The organism is Thauera sp. GDN1, from assembly GCF_029223545.1.
Taxonomy (GTDB): domain Bacteria; phylum Pseudomonadota; class Gammaproteobacteria; order Burkholderiales; family Rhodocyclaceae; genus Thauera.
This window is the reverse complement of the sequence record NZ_CP097870.1, coordinates 1840698-1863460: the sequence shown is the minus strand read 5'-3', so window position 1 is coordinate 1863460 and position 22763 is coordinate 1840698. Positions and strand designations below refer to the sequence as shown.

22 protein-coding genes and 2 pseudogenes are annotated in these 22763 nt (G+C 58.2%); 2 read left to right on the top strand and 22 right to left on the bottom strand.

The genetic code is table 11. From position 1 onward, the window contains the following. Positions 1 to 8: 8 nt before the first annotated feature. The 22 genes and pseudogenes from CKCBHOJB_RS08470 to CKCBHOJB_RS08365 all read right to left on the bottom strand — a co-directional run bounded on the left by CKCBHOJB_RS08470 (position 9) and on the right by CKCBHOJB_RS08365 (position 20017). Positions 9 to 338 carry a hypothetical protein gene (locus CKCBHOJB_RS08470; RefSeq protein ID WP_281051529.1) on the bottom strand — a complete coding sequence of 110 codons (330 nt, stop codon included), beginning with the start codon at positions 336 to 338 and terminating at the stop codon, positions 9 to 11. 201 nt (positions 339 to 539) lie between these two features. Beyond that, positions 540 to 1067 (bottom strand): annotated as a pseudogene (locus tag CKCBHOJB_RS08465) (IS3 family transposase); the annotation flags it as partial. Positions 1068 to 1097: 30 nt separating this feature from the next. Further along, positions 1098 to 1232, bottom strand: a pseudogene (locus CKCBHOJB_RS08460) (IS5/IS1182 family transposase); the annotation flags it as partial. Between the two features lie 133 nt (positions 1233 to 1365). Then, positions 1366 to 2778 (bottom strand): glycosyltransferase family 39 protein, encoded by a 1413-nt coding sequence (locus CKCBHOJB_RS08455; protein ID WP_281051528.1) that lies wholly within the window; start codon positions 2776 to 2778, stop codon positions 1366 to 1368. 68 nt (positions 2779 to 2846) lie between these two features. After that, positions 2847 to 3827, bottom strand: a complete 981-nt coding sequence (locus tag CKCBHOJB_RS08450; RefSeq protein WP_281051527.1) for a glycosyltransferase family 2 protein — start codon at positions 3825 to 3827, stop codon at positions 2847 to 2849. Between the two features lie 399 nt (positions 3828 to 4226). Next, entirely contained in the window at positions 4227 to 5066 is an 840-nt protein-coding gene (locus CKCBHOJB_RS08445) for a glycosyltransferase family 2 protein (protein ID WP_281051526.1), read from the bottom strand. 19 nt (positions 5067 to 5085) lie between these two features. Further along, the gene (locus tag CKCBHOJB_RS08440; protein ID WP_281051525.1) at positions 5086 to 6078 is read right to left on the bottom strand and encodes an SDR family NAD(P)-dependent oxidoreductase; all 993 of its coding nucleotides are present in this window, start codon (positions 6076 to 6078) and stop codon (positions 5086 to 5088) included. 7 nt (positions 6079 to 6085) lie between these two features. Continuing rightward, complete coding sequence (locus CKCBHOJB_RS08435) at positions 6086 to 7297, bottom strand: hypothetical protein (protein ID WP_281051524.1); 1212 nt, start codon at positions 7295 to 7297, stop codon at positions 6086 to 6088. Positions 7298 to 7336: 39 nt separating this feature from the next. Continuing rightward, on the bottom strand, positions 7337 to 8365 hold the full coding sequence (locus tag CKCBHOJB_RS08430; protein WP_281051523.1) for a glycosyltransferase: 1029 nt from the start codon (positions 8363 to 8365) through the stop codon (positions 7337 to 7339). Between the two features lie 158 nt (positions 8366 to 8523). Then, positions 8524 to 9660: a glycosyltransferase gene (locus CKCBHOJB_RS08425; protein ID WP_281051522.1), complete on the bottom strand. Its 1137-nt coding sequence runs from the start codon at positions 9658 to 9660 to the stop codon at positions 8524 to 8526. Then, positions 9657 to 10616, bottom strand: a complete 960-nt coding sequence (locus CKCBHOJB_RS08420; RefSeq protein WP_281051521.1) for a glycosyltransferase — start codon at positions 10614 to 10616, stop codon at positions 9657 to 9659. Before CKCBHOJB_RS08420 ends, CKCBHOJB_RS08425 begins: the two co-directional genes overlap by 4 nt. Before the next feature lie 83 nt (positions 10617 to 10699). Further along, a complete protein-coding gene (locus CKCBHOJB_RS08415; RefSeq protein ID WP_281051520.1) occupies positions 10700 to 11767 on the bottom strand; it encodes a glycosyltransferase in 1068 nt (355 codons plus the stop codon). Continuing rightward, entirely contained in the window at positions 11760 to 12851 is a 1092-nt protein-coding gene (locus CKCBHOJB_RS08410; protein WP_281051519.1) for a DegT/DnrJ/EryC1/StrS family aminotransferase, read from the bottom strand. Before CKCBHOJB_RS08410 ends, CKCBHOJB_RS08415 begins: the two co-directional genes overlap by 8 nt. Then, positions 12848 to 13258, bottom strand: coding sequence for an FdtA/QdtA family cupin domain-containing protein (locus CKCBHOJB_RS08405; RefSeq protein WP_281051518.1), 411 nt, complete (start codon positions 13256 to 13258; stop codon positions 12848 to 12850). Before CKCBHOJB_RS08405 ends, CKCBHOJB_RS08410 begins: the two co-directional genes overlap by 4 nt. Beyond that, positions 13255 to 13473, bottom strand: coding sequence for a hypothetical protein (locus tag CKCBHOJB_RS08400; RefSeq protein ID WP_281051517.1), 219 nt, complete (start codon positions 13471 to 13473; stop codon positions 13255 to 13257). Before CKCBHOJB_RS08400 ends, CKCBHOJB_RS08405 begins: the two co-directional genes overlap by 4 nt. Positions 13474 to 13493: 20 nt before the next feature. After that, complete coding sequence (locus tag CKCBHOJB_RS08395) at positions 13494 to 13775, bottom strand: hypothetical protein (protein ID WP_281051516.1); 282 nt, start codon at positions 13773 to 13775, stop codon at positions 13494 to 13496. Next, entirely contained in the window at positions 13765 to 15087 is a 1323-nt protein-coding gene (locus tag CKCBHOJB_RS08390) for an ISL3 family transposase (RefSeq protein WP_281048728.1), read from the bottom strand. The genes CKCBHOJB_RS08395 and CKCBHOJB_RS08390 overlap by 11 nt, the downstream gene beginning before the upstream one ends. A gap of 84 nt (positions 15088 to 15171) precedes the next feature. Next, a complete protein-coding gene (locus CKCBHOJB_RS08385; RefSeq protein WP_281051515.1) occupies positions 15172 to 15765 on the bottom strand; it encodes a class I SAM-dependent methyltransferase in 594 nt (197 codons plus the stop codon). Next, on the bottom strand, positions 15701 to 16342 hold the full coding sequence (locus tag CKCBHOJB_RS08380; protein WP_281051514.1) for an HAD family hydrolase: 642 nt from the start codon (positions 16340 to 16342) through the stop codon (positions 15701 to 15703). Before CKCBHOJB_RS08380 ends, CKCBHOJB_RS08385 begins: the two co-directional genes overlap by 65 nt. Continuing rightward, a complete protein-coding gene (locus CKCBHOJB_RS08375; protein ID WP_281051513.1) occupies positions 16339 to 17328 on the bottom strand; it encodes an ATP-grasp domain-containing protein in 990 nt (329 codons plus the stop codon). Before CKCBHOJB_RS08375 ends, CKCBHOJB_RS08380 begins: the two co-directional genes overlap by 4 nt. Before the next feature lie 99 nt (positions 17329 to 17427). After that, positions 17428 to 18957 (bottom strand): O-antigen translocase, encoded by a 1530-nt coding sequence (locus tag CKCBHOJB_RS08370; RefSeq protein ID WP_281051512.1) that lies wholly within the window; start codon positions 18955 to 18957, stop codon positions 17428 to 17430. Positions 18958 to 19453: 496 nt separating this feature from the next. Next, positions 19454 to 20017, bottom strand: a complete 564-nt coding sequence (locus tag CKCBHOJB_RS08365) for a transcription termination/antitermination NusG family protein (protein WP_281051511.1) — start codon at positions 20015 to 20017, stop codon at positions 19454 to 19456. Between the two features lie 156 nt (positions 20018 to 20173). Here CKCBHOJB_RS08365 and CKCBHOJB_RS08360 point away from each other — a divergent pair, with 156 nt between their 5' ends. After that, the gene (locus CKCBHOJB_RS08360; RefSeq protein ID WP_281051510.1) at positions 20174 to 21358 is read left to right on the top strand and encodes an MraY family glycosyltransferase; all 1185 of its coding nucleotides are present in this window, start codon (positions 20174 to 20176) and stop codon (positions 21356 to 21358) included. Beyond that, on the top strand, positions 21358 to 22719 hold the full coding sequence (locus CKCBHOJB_RS08355) for an O-antigen ligase family protein (RefSeq protein WP_281051509.1): 1362 nt from the start codon (positions 21358 to 21360) through the stop codon (positions 22717 to 22719). Before CKCBHOJB_RS08360 ends, CKCBHOJB_RS08355 begins: the two co-directional genes overlap by 1 nt. Positions 22720 to 22763: the final 44 nt, after the last annotated feature.

The window sequence follows — 22763 nt, the reverse complement described above, 5'->3', positions numbered from 1 at the left end:
ATATGCGTTTACCCATGCCATTGATTCACAGTGACGGAAAATTGAATTCGCGAAACAGCTTGCTCAGATGTGGCAAGTTTCCCACCGAGATCGACTTCTACCACCGCCAACTTGACTTTAGTGCCGCCTTTTCCTTCACTTTCCATTTGTGATGTTATTGCAACATCGAAATGAACTCCATTGCCTTGCTCTTGCTTTTTTCCCGGAGAGAGTAGATAGAGCTTCGGCAACTCTGTCCCATCATCTTTTTCTCGGCTTGGTGCTAGCACCTCGTTTGCAGACTGGATCCCGTTCGAGATCTGAACGAGTGCCTCTTTTATAAACGCGTCAAGCTCCATTAGTGCTCCGTCCTTGCATATAAGGGCACCTCGAATACCTTAGGTTTGAGCAGCTGCGCCGAGACACCGCCAAAGAGCGCCTTGGCGACCACGATCCGCACCATCGTCTCGGTCGGGTACGGAGGACGCCCGCCCTGCGCGCTCACCGGGCGCGGCGCAACCGTATCTGAATCGCCCCGGGTTTCGAGGAGGCCGGTTGGTTTAAGTTAAGACTGCGGTCTCTGTCTTCTCGGCGAGTTGCCGGAAGTAGTTTGCCTCAGCTTCGGCCGGTGGAATATAACCAATCGGCTCGAGCAGTCGGGTGTGGTTGAACCAGTGCACCCATTGCAGGGTGGCCAACTCCACCGATTCCCTGCTCTTCCAGGGCGCGCGGCGGTGAATCAGCTCAGTCTTGTACAAGCCGTTGATGGTCTCGGCCAGTGCGTTGTCGTAGCTGTCGCCACGACTGCCCACCGACGGTTTCACGCCAGCCTCGGCCAGCCGCTCGGAGTAGCGGATGGACAGGTACTGAGCGCCTCGGTCCGAGTGATGAACCAAGCCGTTGGCATCGGGCCGCCGTTCGTACAAAGCCTGCTCCAGCGCGTCGAGGACGAAATCGGTCTGCATGGTGCGACTGACGCGCCAGCCCACGATGCGCCGGGCGAACACGTCGATGACGAAGGCGACATACAACCACCCCTGCCAAGTCGAAACGTAGGTGAAGTCCGACACCTACAGCTCATTGGGGCGGCGGGCCTCCTCAAAACCCGGGGCGATTCAATCCACCTCGGCCGCCAACGACCCAAAGTCGATGTGCGACTCAATGTCGGCCAGCGGGTCGCCCATCGAGTCGATCTTCTTGCGGTGATGCTCGTCAGCGAACAGGTCAGTCTTCATAGCGCTACGCGGTTTCATCGGTGCAGGCTGCAGGGTTCAGGACGTCGTAATTTTACCAAGGGCGGGCGAGGCGGAAGTTTTTCGAGGCGCCCCTTATTGAAAGATTAGTATTGAAAAGTTAGTAAGAGGTTTGACTAGCTGTTGAATACGGTCACTGCAACTCTCGGTTTTGGCTTGATGCATAAGCGCCTAAAAATTGTACGCCATAAGGGGCGGCGAGAATCAATAACAGATCAGGGATAAGCATGTATCTTATTTCAACATGAACAAAATGCAATGCGAAAAGAGCTGAAAGAGCAAACCAAGTACAGAGGAATGCTAAAGCAGCGCTGCGAAGCTCATTGTCTTTTTTAGAAAGCAAGAAAATAATTGCTGCTATTCCAAGGATTAAAACAATAAATCTATATGCGTATAGAACTCTATGACTTAAGCGTGGATCATTTTCTATGTTTCCTACGAAAATCTTGGCGACGGCTTCGATGCGAGTTTGTAGAAGACTAATTAACGGAAGTTCGCTCCAGGCCAGTCGCGTTAGATCTTGAAAGCGACTGATAACTTCATCGGTGCAGTCAATCTCGTAAACTCGATTGCGCTCAACGCCTCTGAGGGACGTGAAGCTTGCACCACATTCGTATGCCAGATTCGAAGCCGAATCTATCGCTTGTTTATGTTTTTCAACAAATTCCTCATGCCTGCTGAGCTGTAGTGTGCCCTCGTGAGCGACAGCACTTCGGTAAGGAGTGACGTTCTGATCGAACAGATTAACGAAGCGCTCAAATGCTTCGAAGTCTCGACCTACGTATATGATGCCTGTGCTCTCGCCCCGACTGATTATCAACTCGCCAGAAACGATGTAATTCCTAAGTATCCAGGGTGTTAAGATTGAAGCCAAACCAAACCCCAAGGCTCCTATCAAAAAAGCCTTCTGTTTGATTCGCCAATTGCGAAGCAGAATAAACGTGATCGGGAAAATCGCTAGCAGGATCATGTATTGTTTCGTGAGGAACAATATGCCCGCTAGGGCGCCTAAGCATAAGCACGAAAGCCACTTTTTGTGGCCTAGGCCGAGGGAGATATAAATTATCAATAAGGTAAGGTGTGCAATAAGCGCTTCAACGTAAAGAATTGGTACCCATACAATAAGAAACGGATAAGTTGCGTAAATTGCACATCCGAGAATCGAATAATTGAAGCTCTTTGTTAGCTTTCGCACTATCAGGAAAGATAGCAAGCAACTGGCTGTGTCAATTAGCACCTGAGCCAAAGCAGCAATGCGCTCGTAGTTTTCGGTCAGAAGGTAGAAGAGCCCAAGGAAAAGCGGGTAACCAGGTGGGCGAAAGAATCGTGAATCAGGTTCTTGTAGATCAAACTGATAACTGCCTAGGTGCCACCAGTTCTTGAAAGAGTCTAGATAGGTGTACGTGTCTTTCCACGTGTGAACAACTTCGCCAAAGTAGAAACGCGATCCGTCAAGAGCAAAATAAATGCGAATTGAGAGCGCAGCTAAGATTAGCGCTCCTAGTATTTTTTGCTCCTTTGATGGTTTTGTTAGTTTAAAAATCATGGCGTGCTTTGTTTTATTATTTAGAGTTGTATTGATCAAATATTAATTAAAATTGGCTCGGGCGATTATTAATCAGTAGATCTCAAGTCGTTTCGGTATTTTCTGACTGACTCAATGATGTAAAGAGGGCGATTTTTGGATTCGCCAAAAATCCTCCCGATGTACTCTCCAATAACGCCAATAAACATAATTTGCAGTCCGCTGAGAAATAGCAAGCTTACGATTAGCGTTGGGTAGCCCTGAACTACCTCGCCCCAGTACAACGTTTTAAATATTATCCATATTCCCGCGAGGAATGAAAAAAAGGCTAGAAAGAACCCTATATATGAAGCCATTTTTAAAGGCGCTGTGGTGAAGGAGGTAATGCCTTCGAGTGCAAAATTCCAAAGCTTAAAGTAATTAAATTTCGTTGTACCGGAAATGCGTGGGTCGCGGACGTATTCAACAGCTATCGCTGGGAAGCCCACCCAAGCAAATAGGCCTTTCATGAATCGGTGATGCTCTCGGAGCTTGATAAGCTCGTCAACAACCCTTCTGCTCATTAGACGGCAGTCGCCAGTGTTTGGTGGAATCGAAACATGCGAGATCTTTGCGATCAATTTGTAGAACAGTGTGGCCGTTGTTTTCTTGAGCCACGTTTCTCCCTCCCGGCGAGTTCTTTTCGCGTAGACGGTGTCGTAGCCTCTCTCCCAGTGCTCAACAAACTGAATTAGTAATTCAGGGGGATCTTGGAGATCAACGTCAAATATTGCAACCGCATCACCTTCAGCGAAGTCCAAGCCTGCCGACATTGCAGCTTCTTTGCCAAAATTTCTCGAAAGGTGAATAGCGCACACTCGTTTATCTTGCTCTAAAAGTCTATTTATAATCTGCCGTGTCGAGTCAGAGCTTCCGTCGTCGATAAAGAGGAGTTCAAACTGATAATTTGGGATCTGTTTCATGACCTCAGAGACTCGAAAATAGAACTTTTCGATGGTTGTCTCTTCGTTGTAGGCCGGCACAATTATCGATATCAGCTTTTGGTTGTGTTTATTTATTAAAGATGACATTTTTTGATACCAGATAATTGAATATAAAACTAGTTGCTGTAGCTATTACCTGTGCGAACCAAGCGGAAAGCTTAAATGTGTCTGTTAGCAGGTAGACCACAGTCGCGTTTATCATGAATCCGGTTGCGACCATTAGAAAAAAAATAAAAATTGTATGGCTATGTTGTTTTCTGCTCTTAAATGTGTAGTGATAATTAGTGATGTAACTACAAAAAGAGCCTGTAAGATAACCAAGTGATGATGCCGCTGCAGGGTGAAATGGTGTAGCCACTAGCATAGACCAGTAGATAAAATAATGAATGCCGGTCGATAGTGCGCCTGATAGGATAAATCTTTTTAAATACTGGTTCTTGAGGTGTGAGATCAATTTTATGGAGCGAGAAACCGAGTAAGTTATATTTATAATTTAAAGTTAGCTAAGCTCTTAAGTCGTATATAGAATTTCAGTGCTCGGCTAAGCTGACCTCGCCGCAACCAACTCCGCACCAGAATCCTCCGTATCCTTCGATACAGATACGCTAGATCCTCGGCCGTAGCCTCCTCAAGCAACCGGCAGCGCCCGTACAAATACAAATACCCGCTCTCCAGCCCCTCCAGATCACTCATCGCCGACCCCGCCCCCGTGCGATACAAATACACAGCCTCATCCACTGCCCCATAAACCCAGTCCCTTTTGTTGGCTGCCTCCAACAGAAACAACAAGTCCTCGCAGTGACTCAATCCGTTCTCAAAGCGTGTCGTCCCAATGGCTGCCCGGCGAACCATCACGGCCACACCAAAGAACACCGACGAATCCAGCCGGATAAGCCGCGAAAAATAAGGGCCCCGATTGCCGCCAACCCGTTCGCGCAGCGTCGTCGCAAGCGCCGCATCCTTGATCGTGATCCGCCCATCCACAACGGTCACTTCGGGATGAGCATCGAGATAGCGCACTCGCACCGCCAGACTCCCCCGCGGCAGTGCGTCATCCGCATCCATAAACGTCACGAACGCCCCCCGCGCACACTCCAGGCCCGCATTGCGCGCGCGGCTCACGCCCCCATTCTCCTGATGGATAACGCGAATCCTGGGGTCGGTCAGGGTGTCGAGGTAGTCGCGCGTGGCGTCCGTACTACCGTCGTTGATGATGATCAGCTCCCAGTTCTGGAAGCTCTGTTCGATCACAGAGGCGACTGCCTGCGGAAGGTAGCGCGCGGCGTTGTATGCAGGGGTGATGATCGAAACGCGTGGCGCGTTCATGTCCGGCGCAGCGGTCGAATCAGGCGGCACACAGCTCCCGCGCGACCAGGTTGCGGATCTCTTCCACGCTCAGCCACTGCTCGTTGCTGCCCGAGTCGTATTCGCGCTGCGGGTCCACCGCAACGGCGCCAGTCGCAGCGGCAAACTCCGGTGCCTTCCAGCGCCCGCTCACGGGCGAGATCACCACGTAACGGCCGAGGCGCACGGTGTTGGGCGCCTCGACCAGGCTGTACATCGCCTCGTGCTTCTTCTCGCCAGGCCGTGCGCCGATGATCCGGTGCTCGGCCTCCGGGGCGATCGCCATCGCCATGTCGGCGACCCGGTACGACGGGCACACCGGACACACGATGTCGCCGCCCCAGCCCTGCGTCAGCGCATGCATGATCAGGTCCGTGCCTTCGCGCATGGTGATCGAGAAGCGCGTCATCGTCGGGTCGGTGATCGGCAACACGCCCGTGGTGCGCAGGCGCAGGAAGAGCGGCGCGACCGAGCTGCGGCTGCTCAGGATGTTCGCGTAGCGCACCATCGAGAACCGGGTGTCGCCCTCGCGGTCCGCCTCGATGAGCAGCCGTTCCATCAGGAACTTGGTCGAGCCATAGGCGGTGGTGGGGGCCACTGCCTTGTCGGACGAGATCCCGACCACCTTTTTCACGCCCGCCTGCTTTGCCGCGCGGATCAGGTTCCGCGTGCCTTCCACATTCGTATTCACGCACTCGAACGGGTTGGCTTCTGCAGCGGGCACCAGGCGCATTGCAGCCGTGTGGATCACGGCATCCACACCACTCAGCGCCTCGGCGATGCGCGCAGGGTTGCGGATGTCGCCAATCACGAAGCGCAAGCGCGACGCATACGCACCCAGCTCCTGCGCCATATCCGTCTGCTTGTGTTCGTCGCGCGAAAAGATCGTGATGCGCTCGACCTCGGGGTGCTCCTCGAGCAGGCGCACGATCATCGATCGGCCAACCGAGCCCACGCCTCCGGTAACCAGGATATGCGGAAAATTGACGTGCATTGTTTCTCTATTCCTTTACCAGTTCGTCGATAGCCGACTTGAAGATCGGGTTGAGCGAGGAGAAACCCCGGTACTCAACCCCGAAGGTGCGGCAGCGGGCACGGCGCTCGTCGCGATCCAGCTGCAGATAGCGCTGGATCTCCGGCCAAGCGGCGCGAATCGAGCGCTCGCTGAAGTCGTCCACCACCACACCCACATCCCGCTCGCGCGCATGCAAGTAATCTTCCGACACCCCGGTCGGCGTCAGGAAAGGCATGCCCGCGCAAAGGTACTCGCCCACCTTGATGCTCGACCGGAACTTCTGGCCCGGTCCCGGCGGAATGGTGATCAGCCCCAGGTCGCCCGCAAAGTAAAAGCGCTCGATCTGGTCGTAGGCGCTGTGGCACACCGAGTAGTGCGCCTGATCGACGCCCGCGCTGGCAAAGAGGCCATGCACGTAGGCGTCGTCGTTGGGCGTCACAATCAGCAGGTGCAGATTCGGGTCGTACTCGCGCAGCCAGGCAAATGCACGGGCGATCTCTTCGGCGTAATACAGCCCGCCGAACTTGCCGGTGTAGAACAGCACCGGTTGTTCGTGCCCGATGCCGAGCTCGGCGCGCACCTGCTGGCCGACCGCTGCGTCGAAGTGGAACTTGTCCTCGTTGACGACGGTGGGGATGCGGAAGAAACGCGCGCGCACCCCCCACTCGTCATGCAGCCGCTCGCCCATGAAGCGGGTGCCCGATGCGATCACGTGCGCGAACTCCGCCGACTTGCGTTCGAAGAACCAGGCGAGCTTGTACTGCAGGCTGTTCTCGTCCCATGCGCCGGCGTCGCGCGAGACCTCGCTGTGGGGTTCGTATTGGTACAGAAAGAGGCGCATGCCCAGTACCGCGGCGCACATGTAGGCGAATGAACCGGCCACCGATCCGAGCGACACGATGTGTCGATAGCCACGACGCCTGAGCCTGGCCAAGGCGGCAAAACCGGCGGCCACATCCTTGGCTTTCTGCAGGAGGCTCATGCCGGGGTGCCAGGTGAGGGCCGTCCATTCCAGTCCTTGTCGCTGCCACTGCTCGACCAGCGCAAGCTGTTCGGCAGTGAGCGGATGCTTTGGGTCTTCGTAAGTAAGGACGTGGAACTTCACCGATGAGGCGGGTGATGCGAGGTAATCCTTGATGTACAGCCAGAAGTTGCCTTGGATCAGCGGGTCGAAGAGCCGGTTGTAGAGAAAGATCACCACTGTGGTTGGGGCTGGGGGCATAGAAGCGGCCATGGTTCAGGTGGGTAAAAGTTGGTGTTGCCGGAGAAGCCCGAATACGCGGTCAAGTTGTCTTTCGTAGGAATGCTCTTCGGCAAACGCTTTGCGCTCGGCCTGCCGTGCGGGGCTGTTGTATTCGTCAAGCCCCTGGATTACTCGACCAAACGCGGCAAGATAGTCCGCGTTGTCGTCCACCATCTCCAGGAGATGGCGCTTGTCCTTGTATTCATCGGTGTAGGTAGCGACTATTACCTTGCCGCTGGCGAGGTATTCCATGAACTTGTGTGGGCTGGCTAATTGAGCCCGGTATTCCGCCGCCTTGTAAGTCACTAGCTGTACGTCGACCCGCTGAAGGATTGCCGGAATGAGCTCGCTACCGACCTTGCCCCACCAGATCACGTTGGGAAGATCTTGGGTGAGCGTGTGGAGCGCGCCGTGTTCGCTGTAGCCGCCAACAAAGTGGAAGCGGACAGCGGGAAAACTTCGTGCAGCTTCTGATAGCAACTCAGCGTCGAGATAGGCGATGTCGAGGTTGCCGATGTACACAGCGTGTGGCCCGGTCTGATCAAACCAAGCCTCCTGTTGATCCGACAACTTAGTCTGGCTTACGTGGGCAGCCAGCCCATGATGAATCTTGAAAGTCCGAGCGTTATGGGGCAGAAGCCGATCACGGATGAAGTCCGTCGTGCAGAAGCAGATGTCTGCGGTGGCGGCGGCTGTTTCTACTTGGAAGTCCTGATTCAGGTCAACCTGGTGATAGATCTTCAAGCGGTCGCCGGCAAAGCGAAGATCAAAGAAACGCGAGTTTTCGAAAAGCCAAATTGCATCTATATGGCAACCGGTAGTCTTTTCAAGTCGGGCGAGCCAGAGCGTCTCGCGCCAGCGCCGCAGGAAGGGTGGATGAAACCTAAGCCCCGCTGCAACCTTTGGCCCGCGCACAACCGTGAGGTTTGGATGTCCGTCGATGGGGGCCAGGAAAAACTCCTGCAAGGACTCATCTGGAGGATCCAAGAAGAAAACAAGATGATCCAGCCTTGCCAAGTTCATCGCGTAGTGGTGCTTACTTACGGCGTGGGCATGCCACGGCTCTGGCGAGATCACTAAAAAAGTTTTTAATTTCAGAGATTCTGCTTTTCGAGATTTACAATGGTCAATTGTTGCTGAATTTCTGTCAGAGCTCGACGACCTTAAGGTATGCACAGCACTTACCTGGCTGTATGGCTGATATAGGTATCTCTAAGGCGGGAACCCACTACATCCGGAGTGAAACGCTCTCGTGCAGATTCAGCGATCGTTACACGATCCCACTTCGATATCTCGGAAAACGCCCTCTCCAAAGCTTCAGTCCACGCTTTATCAGTATTTTCCACCAATAAGCCATTTGTTTTATCAACGAACTCGGGGATTCCGCCTACATTCGATGCAATCACCGGTAAGCCCGAGCATAGCGCCTCCGCACAGACGACGGAGAAGGTCTCGTATTCCGAGGGATGGAGAAATAGATCAGCTGAGCGCATTTCGGAGGCAACAGCGGCCTTGTCGCGAGGCCCAAGGAACACAATGTGCTGCTCCAACTTGGCGCGGTGTACGAACTCCTTCATGGCAGGCAATTGCTGTCCTCCGCCGATCACACGCAACTGGGCAGACGGCCAGCGCGATAGCATTTTCGCGAACGCGGCCATCGCCAGTAGTGGCCTCTTGATTGGCGCCCAACTGGCCACCATTAGGCAGATGGGTCCAAAGGTTTTTGGCGTCGAAGCGGACGGGAAGAACAGGCGCGGATCGACAACGTTCGGAACGACGTGTTTAGGAAAGCGATCGGTTCCCGCAAAGCGAACGATGTCGGTAAGCAGCGCCTGAGAAACTGCCACAACGGGAATGTTGTGATGAAAAATTTCCGCAATCCGTCGGCGGCCCGGGTTCGCTGGCGCGAGGTTAAAGCCGCGGTGATAAGCCGACCAATGCTCCGTAATGACTACCTTGGGTCCGAAGAGCCAGCGGAACAGCTTTGGAAAGCGCAAAAGCGGATAAGCTACATGCACATTCACTACGTCCCACCACCTACGTCCTAGGCGCAGGCGCACGAAAATCAAAAGCAGGAGTGTTAGCCACTCGACTGCCCGCCCTGAGGGAAGGGGAGCGAAGAACACCGCATAGCGCTCGACCTCGCTCGTTTGGCCACATCGCCATTTAAGGCCAGGGCCATCATCACGCACTTGAACATGCCAAAGCTCCTGCCGCACTCGTCCGTGCAGTGCGTCGAAATGTTCCTTGATGAAGGGGGCCTCAAGTTGGTTCCAAGGGTTTCTGTACCAACTAGTGAGGTGAAGTACGGCGGTCAACGTGCAGCCTCCCCACCGTGCCGCCGTTTGGTCAGGAAAAGGCGCACCACCGCTAGTGCGTTAGCAGAGCGGAGGCAGACCCAGCGTAGCTGCAATAACTGCCAGAAAAGTGCCGCGCTGAATTTCCAATGGTGCAGTGCGTAATACTCGCCTTTCCAGTAGAAGTAGCGATAGAACTCGGCCGAAGGCGGTGATGAAAGTAAGGCCGCGTTTTCTCGCAGCCAATGCGCAAACAAAACTCGAGCGCGCATTTTCTCGGCGCCGTCATCCCGCTGCGATGAAATGTTGTCCCCGCTCTGGCGAAATCCGAACCATGCCCGATTCAGCGGGGCGATCAGTGAGCCAGCGCTCGCACGAAGGATCGTTGCGTGATCGCTGCCCCAGCCTTTCGGCAGTTCGACAAAACCGCCGCGCCCCATCAGCGCCTCGCGCCGGAAAATGTTCTCGCCGAGGCTTGAGCCCTGCATCTCGCCCTTGAGTTGCTTCAAGTAGAAATCGTAATTGCGAACCGGGGCATGCAAGGGTACGCCTTCGCTCGTTATGTGCCCAGTTGAGTCTATGACTCGGGCCGGAAATGCGAACACATTGACACCCTCAGCTCGGCCTTCACGCAACGCAGCCATAAACTCGGCCACGCAATTGGGGGCGGGGAGGTCATCATCGGGAATGATCCAGATCCAGGGCTCGCCTTGTGTTAGGTCGAGACAACGGTTCCAATGAGCGGCAAGCGAAACACCGCCCAATCGATTTGCGAAGCGGAAGTAATTGAGCGGAAAACGGCTACTCAACTCTGCGATAAGATCGCTTGGATCTTCGGGTGAGCAATCGTCCCCGATATAAATATTGAACGACTGATCCGATTGTTGTAGCAGCGCATCAAGCAAGGCTAACAGAAAGCGCTTTTTGTAGAACGGTATAACGACTGCAAGAGGATGCTTTAAAGCCTGACTGCTCATGGAAATGCCAAAGGGGTAGAGTGAGTGGCAGCGATAACTATCATTTGAAACAGGCTTATTAACTATTTATCTGTGATGGGTAGCTAAATGAAATTTTTATTAGGCGGCGTCTGACGATAGCGGTCCGTTTGAAATTTGGCGAAAAATGCTTTCGGTTGGTAATGAGGAAATTTACCAAGTAGGCGAGCTGTCTGCCATTTCGCTAACCGCCCTTTGTGAAATATTATCTCGCACAGTAGGCGGCTAAATCTCTGGGCTGTTGATAGTTCATTCCAAGATTTAATTAATGTACAGCGCCGAAGCTCGCTGCATATTAATTTATGATTTATTCGCTCTTCTTTTTTATTGGATAGAAGCTTGAAAAAATTAATTCTACTTTCTATTCTTTTTACGGTGTTAAGCATGTTGAGCTCTTCTTCCTCTATTGAGCTCTTTTGATTGGCTAATGGTCGATTTGAGATGGCTTCTTCATGTGATCGATAATGCAGCAAGGCGATCTCCAAGAAGATAATATCGCGATGATTAATGTTTATTATAAATGAAAAGAGCACGTCTTCTGAAAGGTGCGGGTTTCCGGGGGGTAAGCTAATTTGAAATAAATATTTTCTGTATGCTGCCGAACATCCTTGTATTATTTTTTCATTTGGAGGTTCAGGTTTTAGGTATAGCGGGGGCAGGGAGGAGCTATGCGGTCTGACCACGTTCGAATCTATCACTTGCCCATGTTTATCGATGAGATGTAGAGATGAATAGACTGCATCCGCATTTGGATTTCGTAATAGCGCCCCCACCAGTCTTTCCGTGCGATGGGGAAAGGAGATATCGTCGCCGGCTGCCATCACGATGATACTGCCCTGAACGTCTCGCCCCCGCTCAAACACGTGCTTTAGGACGCCCATGTTGAATGCGTTGCGTACGACCCGGACGGTGTGAGGTCCTTCGTATTCGTCAGCCATCTGTTGCATGATTAGAAACGTCGAGTCTGTCGAGCAATCATCCGAAAGAATGATCTCCAACGGCTCATACGTCTGTGCAAACGCCCCTTCAACCGCCTCGCGTATGTATTTCTCCTGGTTATACGCAAACAGCGCAAACGTAACCAACGGCCGCTCTTCCAGCGGCGGCAGCGTGAATTCCTGATCCTCAGCCACGGCAAACCCCACAAATCACTTCAACACCCTCAGCCGCCATCTGCCCCCCCATCGGCAAGCTCACCACTTCCCTCGCCATCCGCTCCGCCACCGGAAACGCCCCCACCCCAAACCCCATCTCCGCATACGCCGCCTGCAAATGTGGCGGCACCGGGTAATGGATCAAGGTCCCCACCCCCGCCTCATTCAGCCGCTTCACCAGCGCATCCCTCTCCGGATGCCGCACCACAAACAAGTGCCACACCGGCTCCGCCCATTCCGGCACCTGCGGCAGCACCAGCCCGCTCCCCGCCAGCCCCTCCAGATACCGCTGCGCAATCCCCTGGCGCCGCGCATTCCACTCATCCAGCACCCGCAGTTTCACCCGCAGTACCGCCGCCTGGATCGGGTCGAGCCGGCTGTTGAAGCCCTTCACCTCATTCACGTACTTCACTCGGCTGCCGTAGTTGCGCAGCACGCTGATGCGGTCGGCGAGCTCGGGGTCGTTGGTGGTCACTGCGCCGCCGTCGCCGAGCGCGCCGAGGTTCTTGCCGGGGTAGAAGCTCCACGCCACCGCGTCGCCGTGCGCGCCGATGCGGCGCCCCTTGTAGCGCGCGCCGTGCGCCTGGGCGGCGTCTTCCAGCACGCGCAGACCGTGCTTGCGGGCGATGGCGAGGATGGGGTCGAGGTCGGCGGGCTGGCCGTACAGGTGCACCGGCAGGATGACCTTGGTGCGCGGGGTGATCGCCGCTTCGATGCGCGCCGGGTCGATGTTGTAGGTGGCGTCCACCGGCTCCACCGGCACCGGGGTGGCGCCGCACTGGCTCACCGCGAGCCAGGTGGCGATGTAGGTGTTGGAGGGCACGATCACCTCGTCGCCCGGGCCCACACCCATCGCCAGCAGGGCGAGGTGGAGCGCGTCGAGCCCGTTGGCCACGCCGATCGCGTGCTCGGCTTCGCAATAGGCGGCGTATTCGGCCTCGAAGGCGTCGACCTCGGGGCCGAGGATGTACCAGCCGCTGTCAACTACGCGGGCGATGGCCGCGTCGATCTCGGGCTTGAGCTCGAGGTAAGCCGCGTGCAGGTCGAGGAAGGGAACCTTCATGCGCCCCACCTCGCGCGCATGAACTCGGCGTAGTCGCGGTAATAGTCCTCTTCGTCGTAGCGGTTCGAGGCCAGCACCATGCACACCGAGCCGGAGGAGAAGTTGTCCAGCTCGCGCCAGATCATCGGGCACACATACAGGCCGTTGTACGAGCGGTTGAGATGCACGCGCTTCTTGTCCTTGCCGTCATCGAGGATCACGTCGAAGCTGCCCGACATGGCGATGATGAGTTGATGCAGCCCCTTGTGCGCATGCCCGCCGCGCTCGGCGCCGCCGGGCACGTCGTACAGGTAATAGACGCGCTGGATGTCGAAGGGAATGTGGCCGCCGCCCTCGATGAAGGTAAGGTTGCCGCGGGGGTCGTGGATCTTGGGGAGGTCGATGATCTTGCAATCTTCAATGCTCATGGAAACACCACGCTGACGCTGCCATCCAGAAAGCGCCGGTAGCGCTCGCGGGAGGCGGCGATTGCTTTGCCATCCAGTTGGTAGAAATAGTCGAGGTCGGATTCGGCGGTTCGGATTGCGCCGAAACGTTCGTGGAACTGCCACACGCGCTCGTTGCCCTTGCGCACGTCGAACTGCGCGGTTGTCAAGGCGTCTTCAGGGAATTGATAGGTCAATAATGATGACTATCAGGACTTCAGCCTTGATTACTTTGTTGCCAGCCACTGTGAAAGTACTGCGGCCTGGGTTCGTTTTTAGCGACCACATAAATTTCGCCGGCAATATCGGGGTAGCGCTCGCCCAAAACCATGAATGCGTCGAGCATCTCCGGCGTCCAATCGCGTTCTATCTGGCCATTGGAAACCGGTTTTAGCCAATATCCCCCGGAAACTTCTATCGAAAGTCCTGCCTTGAGGAAGTCGCCTCTAAATGATGGCTCTAAGCCGTTTCCAGTGGAAATTGACTTCTCAACATACATGATGGTAGTGCCCGTAGTCGCGGGCGATTGCCGGCACCAAGGGGCTTTGCGGTAGATGCTCGAGCTTGGACATTCGCAGGTAGGCGATCGCGATGAAGTTTTCCGGGTCACGGAAACCTCGGGCGGCGGCTTTCGCCTTCTGCAACAGGCTGTTCATCGCCTCGACGTAGGCGTTGCTGCGCCCGTCGAGCATGCCGCGCACGACACCGCCGAGATGTTCTTTCAAGGTGACCGCCAGGCGCTTGAACGGCTCGAGCCGCGAGCGTCGCGCCCAACTCATCCACTTCGTCAATGCGCCGAGGGCGATTGCTTCGCTGTTACTGTCCCGCGCCTCGCGGTAGACCAGCCGCAGGGCCTGCTTGAGTCGCCAGGCCCGCGCGCTCTTCAGATTCGAGCGCTGCAGCCAGTGCATCGCCTCGAACTGCGCGCGAGTCCAGCTCGCCGAGTCCTTGCGCATGCCCCACAGCAGTTGGCGAAGGGTCTTCTTGCCGTGCACGCCCACCGCCTCGCGGGCCGCTTCTGCCGAGTTGCGCATCTCTTCGCGTCGCACCTCATCCATCGCCGCGTTGGCAAGCGCCACGACGTGAAAGCGGTCATAGCTGATCTGGGCGTTCGGCAGCGACTGCTCGATCCCCTTGGCGTACGCCGCGCTCATGTCGATGCAGGCGTGTTCGATGGTGGCCGGATCGCCGCCATGCACGCGCATATCCTCGGCGAAGGCCCCCAGGGTTTGATGGTCACGACCGGGGCAGGCGAACAGCAAACGCTTGGCCGCCAGGTCATGCACCACGGTGATGTACTGGTGCCCGCGCTTGACGCTGGTCTCGTCAATGCCCACGTGGCGCACGCCCGACATGTCGTCCTTGGCACGGGCCACCTCGACATAGTGGCGCACCCGCCGCCACAGCCGCTTTGGCGCAACCCGCATCTGATTGGCGGCCTGGCGCACCGGCAATTCCCGGCACAGCGACAGGCCCAGTGCCTCGAACAGCAAGGTGAAGCCACTGCCCTCTCGTGCCCACGGCACCGGCAACTGCGTGGTCTTGCCGCAGCCCGAGCACTGCACGCGCGGCACCTCGGCATGCAACCACGCTTCGAACTGGAAGAAATCCAGGTGTCGCCAACTGCGGCGCACGCGGTCATGGATCAACTGATGCTCGAACCCGCATGCCGGACAGGCCGCACGACGGCCGGTGTGCTCAACCTCGAAGTCGATCCGCCGCTTGGCTGTGTTGAGCTCGACCTTGGCGACGTGCCAAGGCGGCTGCAGGCCAAGCGCGGTGGTGAAGAGGGCTTCGATCTGGTTGTTCATCAGGTGCGAGGTCGGCGTCAGTGTCGGGCGGTTGTACCGCCGCAGGTCATGTATGTTGAGAAGTCAATTTCCACTGGAAACGGCTTAGAGCCTAAATGATTCCGGGTTATACACCCGCCTGTGACCATGGTGGTGGTCAGCTTCATTGAGTGATTCCTCAAATGGCAGTAGACCCATTAAGACCGCAGCCTGTCGATGGAGACTTCGACTGTTCGGTACTGCAGCGAGAATTCGGCCACCAGGGCTCAGCCAGTTTGAAGCCCTTCGGAGGATTTCAACGGGATTATCCACATGCTCTAGTACGTGCCCCAGGATGATGTTATCAAACTTGGATTCAGGTACGAATTCCTCGAAAAGCGCGTTTACGACTTCGACCTTTGGGTGCTTTTTCTTGATCGAATCGAGGAATTTTTGGGCCCCGTCGACCACAGTCAACGAAGAGCAAGTGCTCACTAGAAGGTCAGTCATTATGCCTTCAGCTGGTCCAAGCTCTAACGTCGGTCCATCAGTCAGATATCGCTGGAATATACGAAATGACGCCTCTATCGTTGCAGGGTTGACCCCGTATGCGTAAAGACTATTGTCTGCAATGTTTGCTAAACGACTTTTTTCATTAACGGTTTTCAAACATAACCTCCTGTATTGCTTGTTGAAGATCTGACTTGATATCGAGAGCACAAAGATTTGTGTGTGTTTGAAGGTATGCTTTTGATCGTTGTCCTCTGGTTACAGCCAGAAATCGTACTTGCGCCAGATCTGCTGCTGACTCGTCGGATTCTGAGTCACCAATAAATGCAACAGGTGTAACTGTGTGTAGGTAGTTTGCTTTTTCTTGAGAGGCCTCTCGCGGACGGACGACCTCCACATGATCAAATAACGGTGCCAGCGACAACCAGCACAACTGGCGCCTAAGCGCGCGCTCGTTGGCTCGTGCGGTGAGCAGGTGCAGTTGAAATCCCTGTTCGCGCGCATCGCGCAAAGAACGCATAACACCGGGCAATAGGCGGTCCATGCGGAGCCATACATCGGTTTCAACCTGCGTGACCCAAAGCTTGGAAAGCTTGGCCGCGGTAGTGGCGTCGACGCCCTGACTACACATCGCTTTTGTGGTCGACTCACCCGCGCGTTTTGCGCTCCAAAAGGCTTCAATATCCAGTTTTAAGCCTGCGGCGCGGCAGAGGCTGGCTGCGAGCAAAGACTGACGTTCCTTGCAATCCACAAGCGTTCCATCCAGATCGAGCACGATCACGCTCATCTTGGAAGGCTTGTGACGTACTCGATGTATTGACGGGTGACGAAACAATCACCAGTTTCGATCCAACTTGTATCGATGCGATCTATGCCGCGCTCTCCGCACCGGCAGGCATGCATGGCCGAGAAGAAATCGGCCCCGATCGCACAGCTCAGGGCGGTTCCCGCGCCTGGCCTCAAATTTAGATCGGTTACAACCCATTTATCCTTTGCACGCATGACTTGGAAACAGAAGCTTCCCCGTATTTCAAGGGCAAGGCCGATGCGCTGTGCAAGGGTTTCCAGTTCGGCGTCGGCGAACAAGCGAGCCTTTGTGCAGACCCCCGATTTGATTTCAATACGTTCCCTGCAAACCACCGCACAATCGCCAAGCTTCGAATCAATGAAAGCATCGACGGTGACTTCTGGTCCGCTGCACACTTCCTGCACGATGAAATCCTGCAGTTCATCCTCTTTCATTTCAAGGATTGCGTTACGTGTCATGCTCCTTGCGCCTTGGCTGCCAAATCCGTTGCGGGGCTTTACAAAGAAGGACTCCAGCACATTCTGCTGCTCAATATCCTCGATAGTGAATGTCTCAGGTGTTTGGACTCCAATGGTTCGCATGGTCTGGTCGAGAGACAGTTTGTCAGTAGCCAACGACAGATAGCGGTCATCGACGCATACAAAATCAGATGCGGCAAACGTCGCCGATCGGCGCAGCTCGGCGAGTGCAAAGAAGTCGCTGTTTACCGCAGGATAGATGTGTGTTTCGCCAAGTCGATCCAGTACCGAACCAAGTTGCTCTTGGAATTTGAGGTCGCTCGAGGGGACCACTTGAATGAATTCGTCTGCGAGAACCGAGGCGGAAACTAAGTAGGTTGGGTTGATATCCAGAGCAACGATGTGGACCTTGCTGCCCCAAGTGGCACGCAACCGGTGAATCAGCCCATAGGAGACGCCGCTGCCTGCGGCGCATACAACAGCCGTAGAGTGAAGTTGGTCAGACACACGAGCTCCTTGCTGACCGCCTTAGGCGTGACGGCAGCTTAGTAGTTTAGGTATGGGTAGATTGGGTTTGAACAAAATGCTGTCCACAGGCATCAGGATTCATGCAGGTGGTAGTCTGTGGCGGTGTGAAAACAACAGCCACTTTGCACCGGTAAGCCTAAGTACCAATTGGATGATTCGATGATCCGGGCCGAGTAGAAAGGCGAGTTTTCGCAGACAAAAGCCGCTGACCAAGAGGGTCAGAACGAGCCCGACTGCGGTGCCCGGCCACAAAGGCAAATTACGGCATGCGATGAAGGTTGCCCCAAGTGTTGGTAGCCCGAAGAGAGTGATACGAGCACATGCAGATGACCACGCAAAGCTTATGAGGTGGCGGCACACCAGATAAACGGTAAGTATGTAGGCGAGGTAAATCACGAAGAATGCAACCGCGACACCTTCGATGCCCAGAAAGTGGAGCCCTGCTGCGATCAGCGCGGCGTGCAGCAGGTTGGATCCGGTCTCGGTGACGAGGAACCACTTGCCCTTTCCGAGCGCAAGCATCACGAAGCCGAGCGGCCACGAGATCACCCGCCCCAGGCACCCCAGGATGAACCACTGCAGCAGCTCGACCGCGCCGAGGAACTCGCGCGTGTAGAAGATCTGCAGGATCCACGGCGCCAGCGCCATCGTGGCGAGCAGGCCCGGGAGGGCGAGCAGCAGGCCGATCTCGGTCTGCTCGTTGACCATGCGCACCATCGCGGGCTTGTCGGACGCGACGCCGGTGAGGCGCGGGTAGTAGTCGGCGCCCATCGCGCCGAGGACGAAGTTGACGAACATGCCCGACAGCGCGAAGGCGGCGCTGTAGAGGCCGACGGCCTGGGTGCCTTCGTGCTGGGTGATGAGGGTGACGGTGAGGTAGGCGACGGCGCTGCCCATGAGGCCGTTCCACATCATCACCAGGCCGAGCCGGACCACGTCGCCGGCCTCGGCAAACGTCTGCCGCCAGGTGAGCGACACCTCTGGCACCGGCACCCGGCGCGCGAAGTGGAATGACAGCGCAAGCTGGATCGCCGACACGGCGAGCAGGGTGGGGATGATGCCGCGCAGGCCCAGTGCGGCGTAGAAGCCGATCGCCGCCACGGTGCCGGCGGCGGCGCCGTAGATGTTGGCGCGCGCCATGTCGCCGATGCGGCGCATGCCCTGGATGAGCGCCATCTGCCCGCCCGAGAGGTTGCCGAACAGGATGATGACCCCGAGCGCGGCGATGTCGAGGGTGTAGTCGCGGTGGCCGAAGGTGAGCTGGCTGAGCAGCGGGGCGAGCAGCATCATCGCCGCCATGCCGACCAGGCCGGTGAGCCAGCAGATGCGGCGCAGGGCGAGCACCGCGCGGCCGACGGCTTGGTCGTCGCCCTTGCCGACCGCGGCGGCGATCTCGCGCACCGCGCTCGACTGGATGCCCAGGCCGGCCAGCGTGCCGACGAGGCCTTGCAGCGCGCCAAAGCTGGAGATGAGGCCCACGCCGGTGGTGCCGATGAACACCGCGGCGAACTTGACCCGCAGCATGCCGAGCAGCAGGTTGATGCCCGCCGCGCCGCCCATGATGGACGAGGCCTTGAGGATCTGGGCGTAGGAGGATTTGGAGGTCACGGGGTGGGGGTATGTAGGAGCGCCGGTAGGCGCGATTGAGGCGGTGGGGATCGCGCCTTGCGGCGCTCCTACAGGGGGCGGTGCGGTTGGGTTTATGTAGGAGCGCCGGCAGGCGCGAATGGGGCGGTGGGGATCGCGCCTTGCGGCGCTCCTACAGGGGGCGGTGCGGGTGGGTTTATGTAGGAGCGCCGGCAGGCGCGAATGGGGCGGTGGGGATCGCGCCTTGCGGCGCTCCTACAGGGGGCGGTGCGGGTGGGTTTATGTAGGAGCGCCGGCAGGCGCGACTGGGGCGGCAGGCGCGACTGGGGCGGTGGGGATCGCGGCTGCCGCCGCTCGTACAGGAGGCTGTGTATCGTCCGGGCAGGCTACCGCCACTTACGAAGGTTTTTCGTAAGGTTTTTGGCTTACCCGGCAGGAAATCGTAGCGCAGGGCTACGGAAAGATTAAGCAACCCAACCCGGTGCGCGGGCGCCTGCGCCCTGCCCCGGTTACCTATCTACGCTACCCGACGCAAGAGGTCGGGCGAACAGCTGACCTGGCGCTCTTGCCCCAGCAGGGTCATCAGCACCTCGACCCGCTGCCGCGCGCTGCTGGCCACGATGCCGCCGAGCCCGGCCAGCGGGCCGGTGTCGATGTGCACGGCGTCGCCTGGCCGGAAGGGGCTGATGCCGTCTGCGGGCTGGCGCCGGGCCTGGGCCTCGAGCTGCATGAGGTGGACCACCACCGGCTGTGGCAGCACGGCCAACGCCGCGCCGAAGCCCACCAGCGCGCTCACTCCGCGCGTGCTGCGGATGGGCGCGACGCTGAGCCTGCCCTGCCCCGCAGTGCTGACGAACAGATAGCGGGCAAACCACACCGCCTGCTCGCAGCGCCACACGCCCTGCCGCCGTTGCCAGGTGTGATGCATGGGCAGATAGACCGTGTAGCCCTGGCGCCGCAGCTGCTCGGCGGCGTGGTGTTCTTGCCGCGGCTTGGTGAGCACGACATACCAGGGACCGGGCGCCGGTTCGGGTGCCGCGGCATCGGTAAGGTTCAAGTTTTGATCCATCTCGTTTTCCATCCGCGGCCTCGTACGTAACGTTGACCTCTGACTGATAGGTAATGCTACCATATCGACGAAAGCTCACAAAAGCTTTCTTTCCCGGCAAGGAACAGGAACGACCTGCTCCCGACTGCTGCTCGCTACGGGCACCGCTCTGTTTTGATGGAATTTATCGTGGAACTTTACGAGTTCGACAAACCTGGCTTGGCGGTACTCGCTGGCTTCTGCGCGACGCTTCTGGGGGTGAGGTTCTTCGCAAAGCTTGCACCGCAGCTTGGGCTGCTCGACCACCCCGGCGGCCGCAAACTGCATGCCACGCCCACGCCCCTGATCGGCGGCTTGGCGATGGGTGGCCCACTGTGCCTGTGGATGATGCTGAGCGAGCCGTCGATGCTGATGGGGTCCCTGCTGAGCGGCTTCGTCGGCATGCTGGCGGTCGGCCTGGTCGACGACCGCCTGCAAATCCGCGCGCTCGTCAAACTGGCGCTGACCGTGGGGGTGTTGCTGCTGAGCCTGTTCGGTTTCGACCTCCACCTCCAGCAACTGGGCGAACTGCTCCCCGATCGCGCGCTGCAGGTGGCGCCGTGGCTTACCTGGCCGCTGACCTTGTTCGCCGCCGCCGCCCTGATCAACGCCTTCAACATGATCGACGGGCTCGATGGGCTGGCGGGCAGCGTGATGGCGACCGTGCTGTTCTGGCTTGCGGTGGTCCTGGCAACGACGGACTTGCCCAGCGCGCTGAAGATGGTGCCGCTGGTCGCGCTGGCCGGCCTGGCGGGCTTCCTGGCCTTCAACCTGCGGCTCGGGCGGCGGCGGGCGCGCGTGTTCATGGGCGATGCGGGGGCGCTGGCGCTGGGCTTCCTGATCGTGTGGCTGACGATTGCGGGGACGCAGCAGGCCGGGCCGGCGGCGCCGCCGCCGATGGTGATGGTGTGGATCGTCGCCTTGCCGATGCTCGACATGGTGGCGACGATGGCGCTGCGGCTGCGTCGCAGGCGCTCGCCGATGGCGGCCGGGCGCGACCACCTGCACCACTTGCTGTGCCTGCGCGGCATGGGGGTGACGCGGGTGGTGGTGGTGGAAGCGATGGCCAGCCTGGCGTTGGGGGCGGTGGGCGTGCTGCTGTGGCGCGTGGCGCTGCCGGACTGGGTCTCGCTGCTGGGCTTTATCGGGGTGACCGTGACCTTCATGGGCCTCACGCTGGCGGCATGGTCGCGGCTCGAGCAGCAGGTGCCGCCGGCGCATGTGCATCGGCCCGACCCGCATCGGCCGGCACGGATGGCGCGTGCCTTCGATGCCCTCGAGTCGATCGAGCGCCGTCTGGACGAGCACCGCCCGCACGGCAGGGCGCTGCCCTGATGGTCGGTGCGGATAGCTTTGCCTCCAAGGCCCTGGCCGCGTGGTTGCTGGTCCTGCTGGCCTGGCTGCCGCTGCCGCTCGGCAGCACGCAGGACGGGCCGGCGGGCGTGCTTGTGCTGGGCTGCGCGCTGGGTCTGGCCGCCTACGGTGCGCTGCTGTGGCTGGCCCCCGGCACCACGCCGGTGCCGCCGCGCAGCGCGCTGTGGATGGCCGGGCTGCTGCTGCTGGTGCAGGCCTGGGCCGGCGCCCAGCTTGCCCTGGGGCTGAGCGCCGACCCGGGGCAAGGCGCGCGCGCGCTGATGCTGGGGCTGGGCTACAGCAGCCTGTTCGTGATGCTGTGTGCGCTGTTTCGCGAGCGACGGCGACTGACGGCCTTGCTGGTGGTGCTGGTGGCGAGCGGCACCGTGCAGGCGTTCTACGGCGTGTTCATGGCGCTGTCGGGCGCGGACGGGCCGCTGGCACGCCTGGGCTACAGCCATGGCAGCTCGGCGAGCGGCAGCTACGTCAACCGCAACCACCTGGCGGGCTACCTGGTGATGTGTCTCGGCTGCGCGGTGGGCTTGTTGTTCGCCCTGCGCACCGACTCCAGCCGCGCCCTGCCCCGCCTGCTCGAAGCGCTGCTGGGGCCCAAGATGCGCACCCGGCTGGCGCTGGTGATCATGGTGATCGGCCTGGTGATGACGCATTCGCGCATGGGCAACACCGCCTTCGTGCTGAGCCTGGCGGTGACCGGCGCCCTGTTCGCCTGGTACGACAGCCGCCACCGCGTGCGCAACCTGCTGATCCTGGCCAGCATCGTGGTGGTCGATCTGCTCGTCGTCAGCCAGTACTTCGGGCTCGACACGCTGCGCTCGCGGCTGGCGGAGACGCGGCTCGAGGACGTGGTGGTCGACGGCCGCGTGGTGGCGCGCGAATCCGAAGACCGCGACGACGTGGTCGCCTACGCCCTGCCGCTGGCGCAGGCCAGGCCGCTGCTCGGCCACGGCGCGGGCAGCTTCGAGGCGGTGTTCCCGGCTTACCCGGGGCCGGATGTGCTGGGCCATGTGGACCATGCGCACAATGATTACCTGCAGTTCTGGATCGAGTATGGCGCGCTGGCTTCGGCCGCTGCGGCCTTCTTCGTGCTGCTGGCGCTGCGCGAGGCGCTGCAGGCGCTGCGCGAGCGGCACAGCCGCTACCGCAAGGGCCTGGGCTTCGGGGCCGCGATGGGGATCGTCGGCTTGATGGTGCATGCGCTGGCCGACTTCAACCTGCAGATTCCGGCCAATGCGGCCACCTTCGTCGCGCTGTGCGCGGTCGCGGTGCTTGCCAACCGACACCACCACGTACGACGGGTGGATTACCCTCCGGTTTTGATGTAAGCTTTCTCTCATTCCTTGCAGTGCTTGCGTTACCTTTGTTGATT

Excerpts from the sequence above, each read along its gene's own strand:
- CKCBHOJB_RS08470 (WP_281051529.1), bottom strand. The coding sequence starts at position 338 with ATGGAGCTTGACGCGTTTATAAAAGAGGCACTCGTTCAGATCTCGAAC.
- CKCBHOJB_RS08455 (WP_281051528.1), bottom strand. The coding sequence starts at position 2,778 with ATGATTTTTAAACTAACAAAACCATCAAAGGAGCAAAAAATACTAGGA.
- CKCBHOJB_RS08450 (WP_281051527.1), bottom strand. The coding sequence starts at position 3,827 with ATGTCATCTTTAATAAATAAACACAACCAAAAGCTGATATCGATAATT.
- CKCBHOJB_RS08445 (WP_281051526.1), bottom strand. The coding sequence starts at position 5,066 with ATGAACGCGCCACGCGTTTCGATCATCACCCCTGCATACAACGCCGCG.
- CKCBHOJB_RS08440 (WP_281051525.1), bottom strand. The coding sequence starts at position 6,078 with ATGCACGTCAATTTTCCGCATATCCTGGTTACCGGAGGCGTGGGCTCG.
- CKCBHOJB_RS08430 (WP_281051523.1), bottom strand. The coding sequence starts at position 8,365 with ATGAACTTGGCAAGGCTGGATCATCTTGTTTTCTTCTTGGATCCTCCA.
- CKCBHOJB_RS08420 (WP_281051521.1), bottom strand. The coding sequence starts at position 10,616 with ATGAGCAGTCAGGCTTTAAAGCATCCTCTTGCAGTCGTTATACCGTTC.
- CKCBHOJB_RS08410 (WP_281051519.1), bottom strand. The coding sequence starts at position 12,851 with ATGAAGGTTCCCTTCCTCGACCTGCACGCGGCTTACCTCGAGCTCAAG.
- CKCBHOJB_RS08405 (WP_281051518.1), bottom strand. The coding sequence starts at position 13,258 with ATGAGCATTGAAGATTGCAAGATCATCGACCTCCCCAAGATCCACGAC.
- CKCBHOJB_RS08395 (WP_281051516.1), bottom strand. The coding sequence starts at position 13,775 with ATGTATGTTGAGAAGTCAATTTCCACTGGAAACGGCTTAGAGCCATCA.
- CKCBHOJB_RS08390 (WP_281048728.1), bottom strand. The coding sequence starts at position 15,087 with ATGAACAACCAGATCGAAGCCCTCTTCACCACCGCGCTTGGCCTGCAG.
- CKCBHOJB_RS08380 (WP_281051514.1), bottom strand. The coding sequence starts at position 16,342 with ATGAGCGTGATCGTGCTCGATCTGGATGGAACGCTTGTGGATTGCAAG.
- CKCBHOJB_RS08365 (WP_281051511.1), bottom strand. The coding sequence starts at position 20,017 with ATGGAAAACGAGATGGATCAAAACTTGAACCTTACCGATGCCGCGGCA.
- CKCBHOJB_RS08355 (WP_281051509.1), top strand. The coding sequence starts at position 21,358 with ATGGTCGGTGCGGATAGCTTTGCCTCCAAGGCCCTGGCCGCGTGGTTG.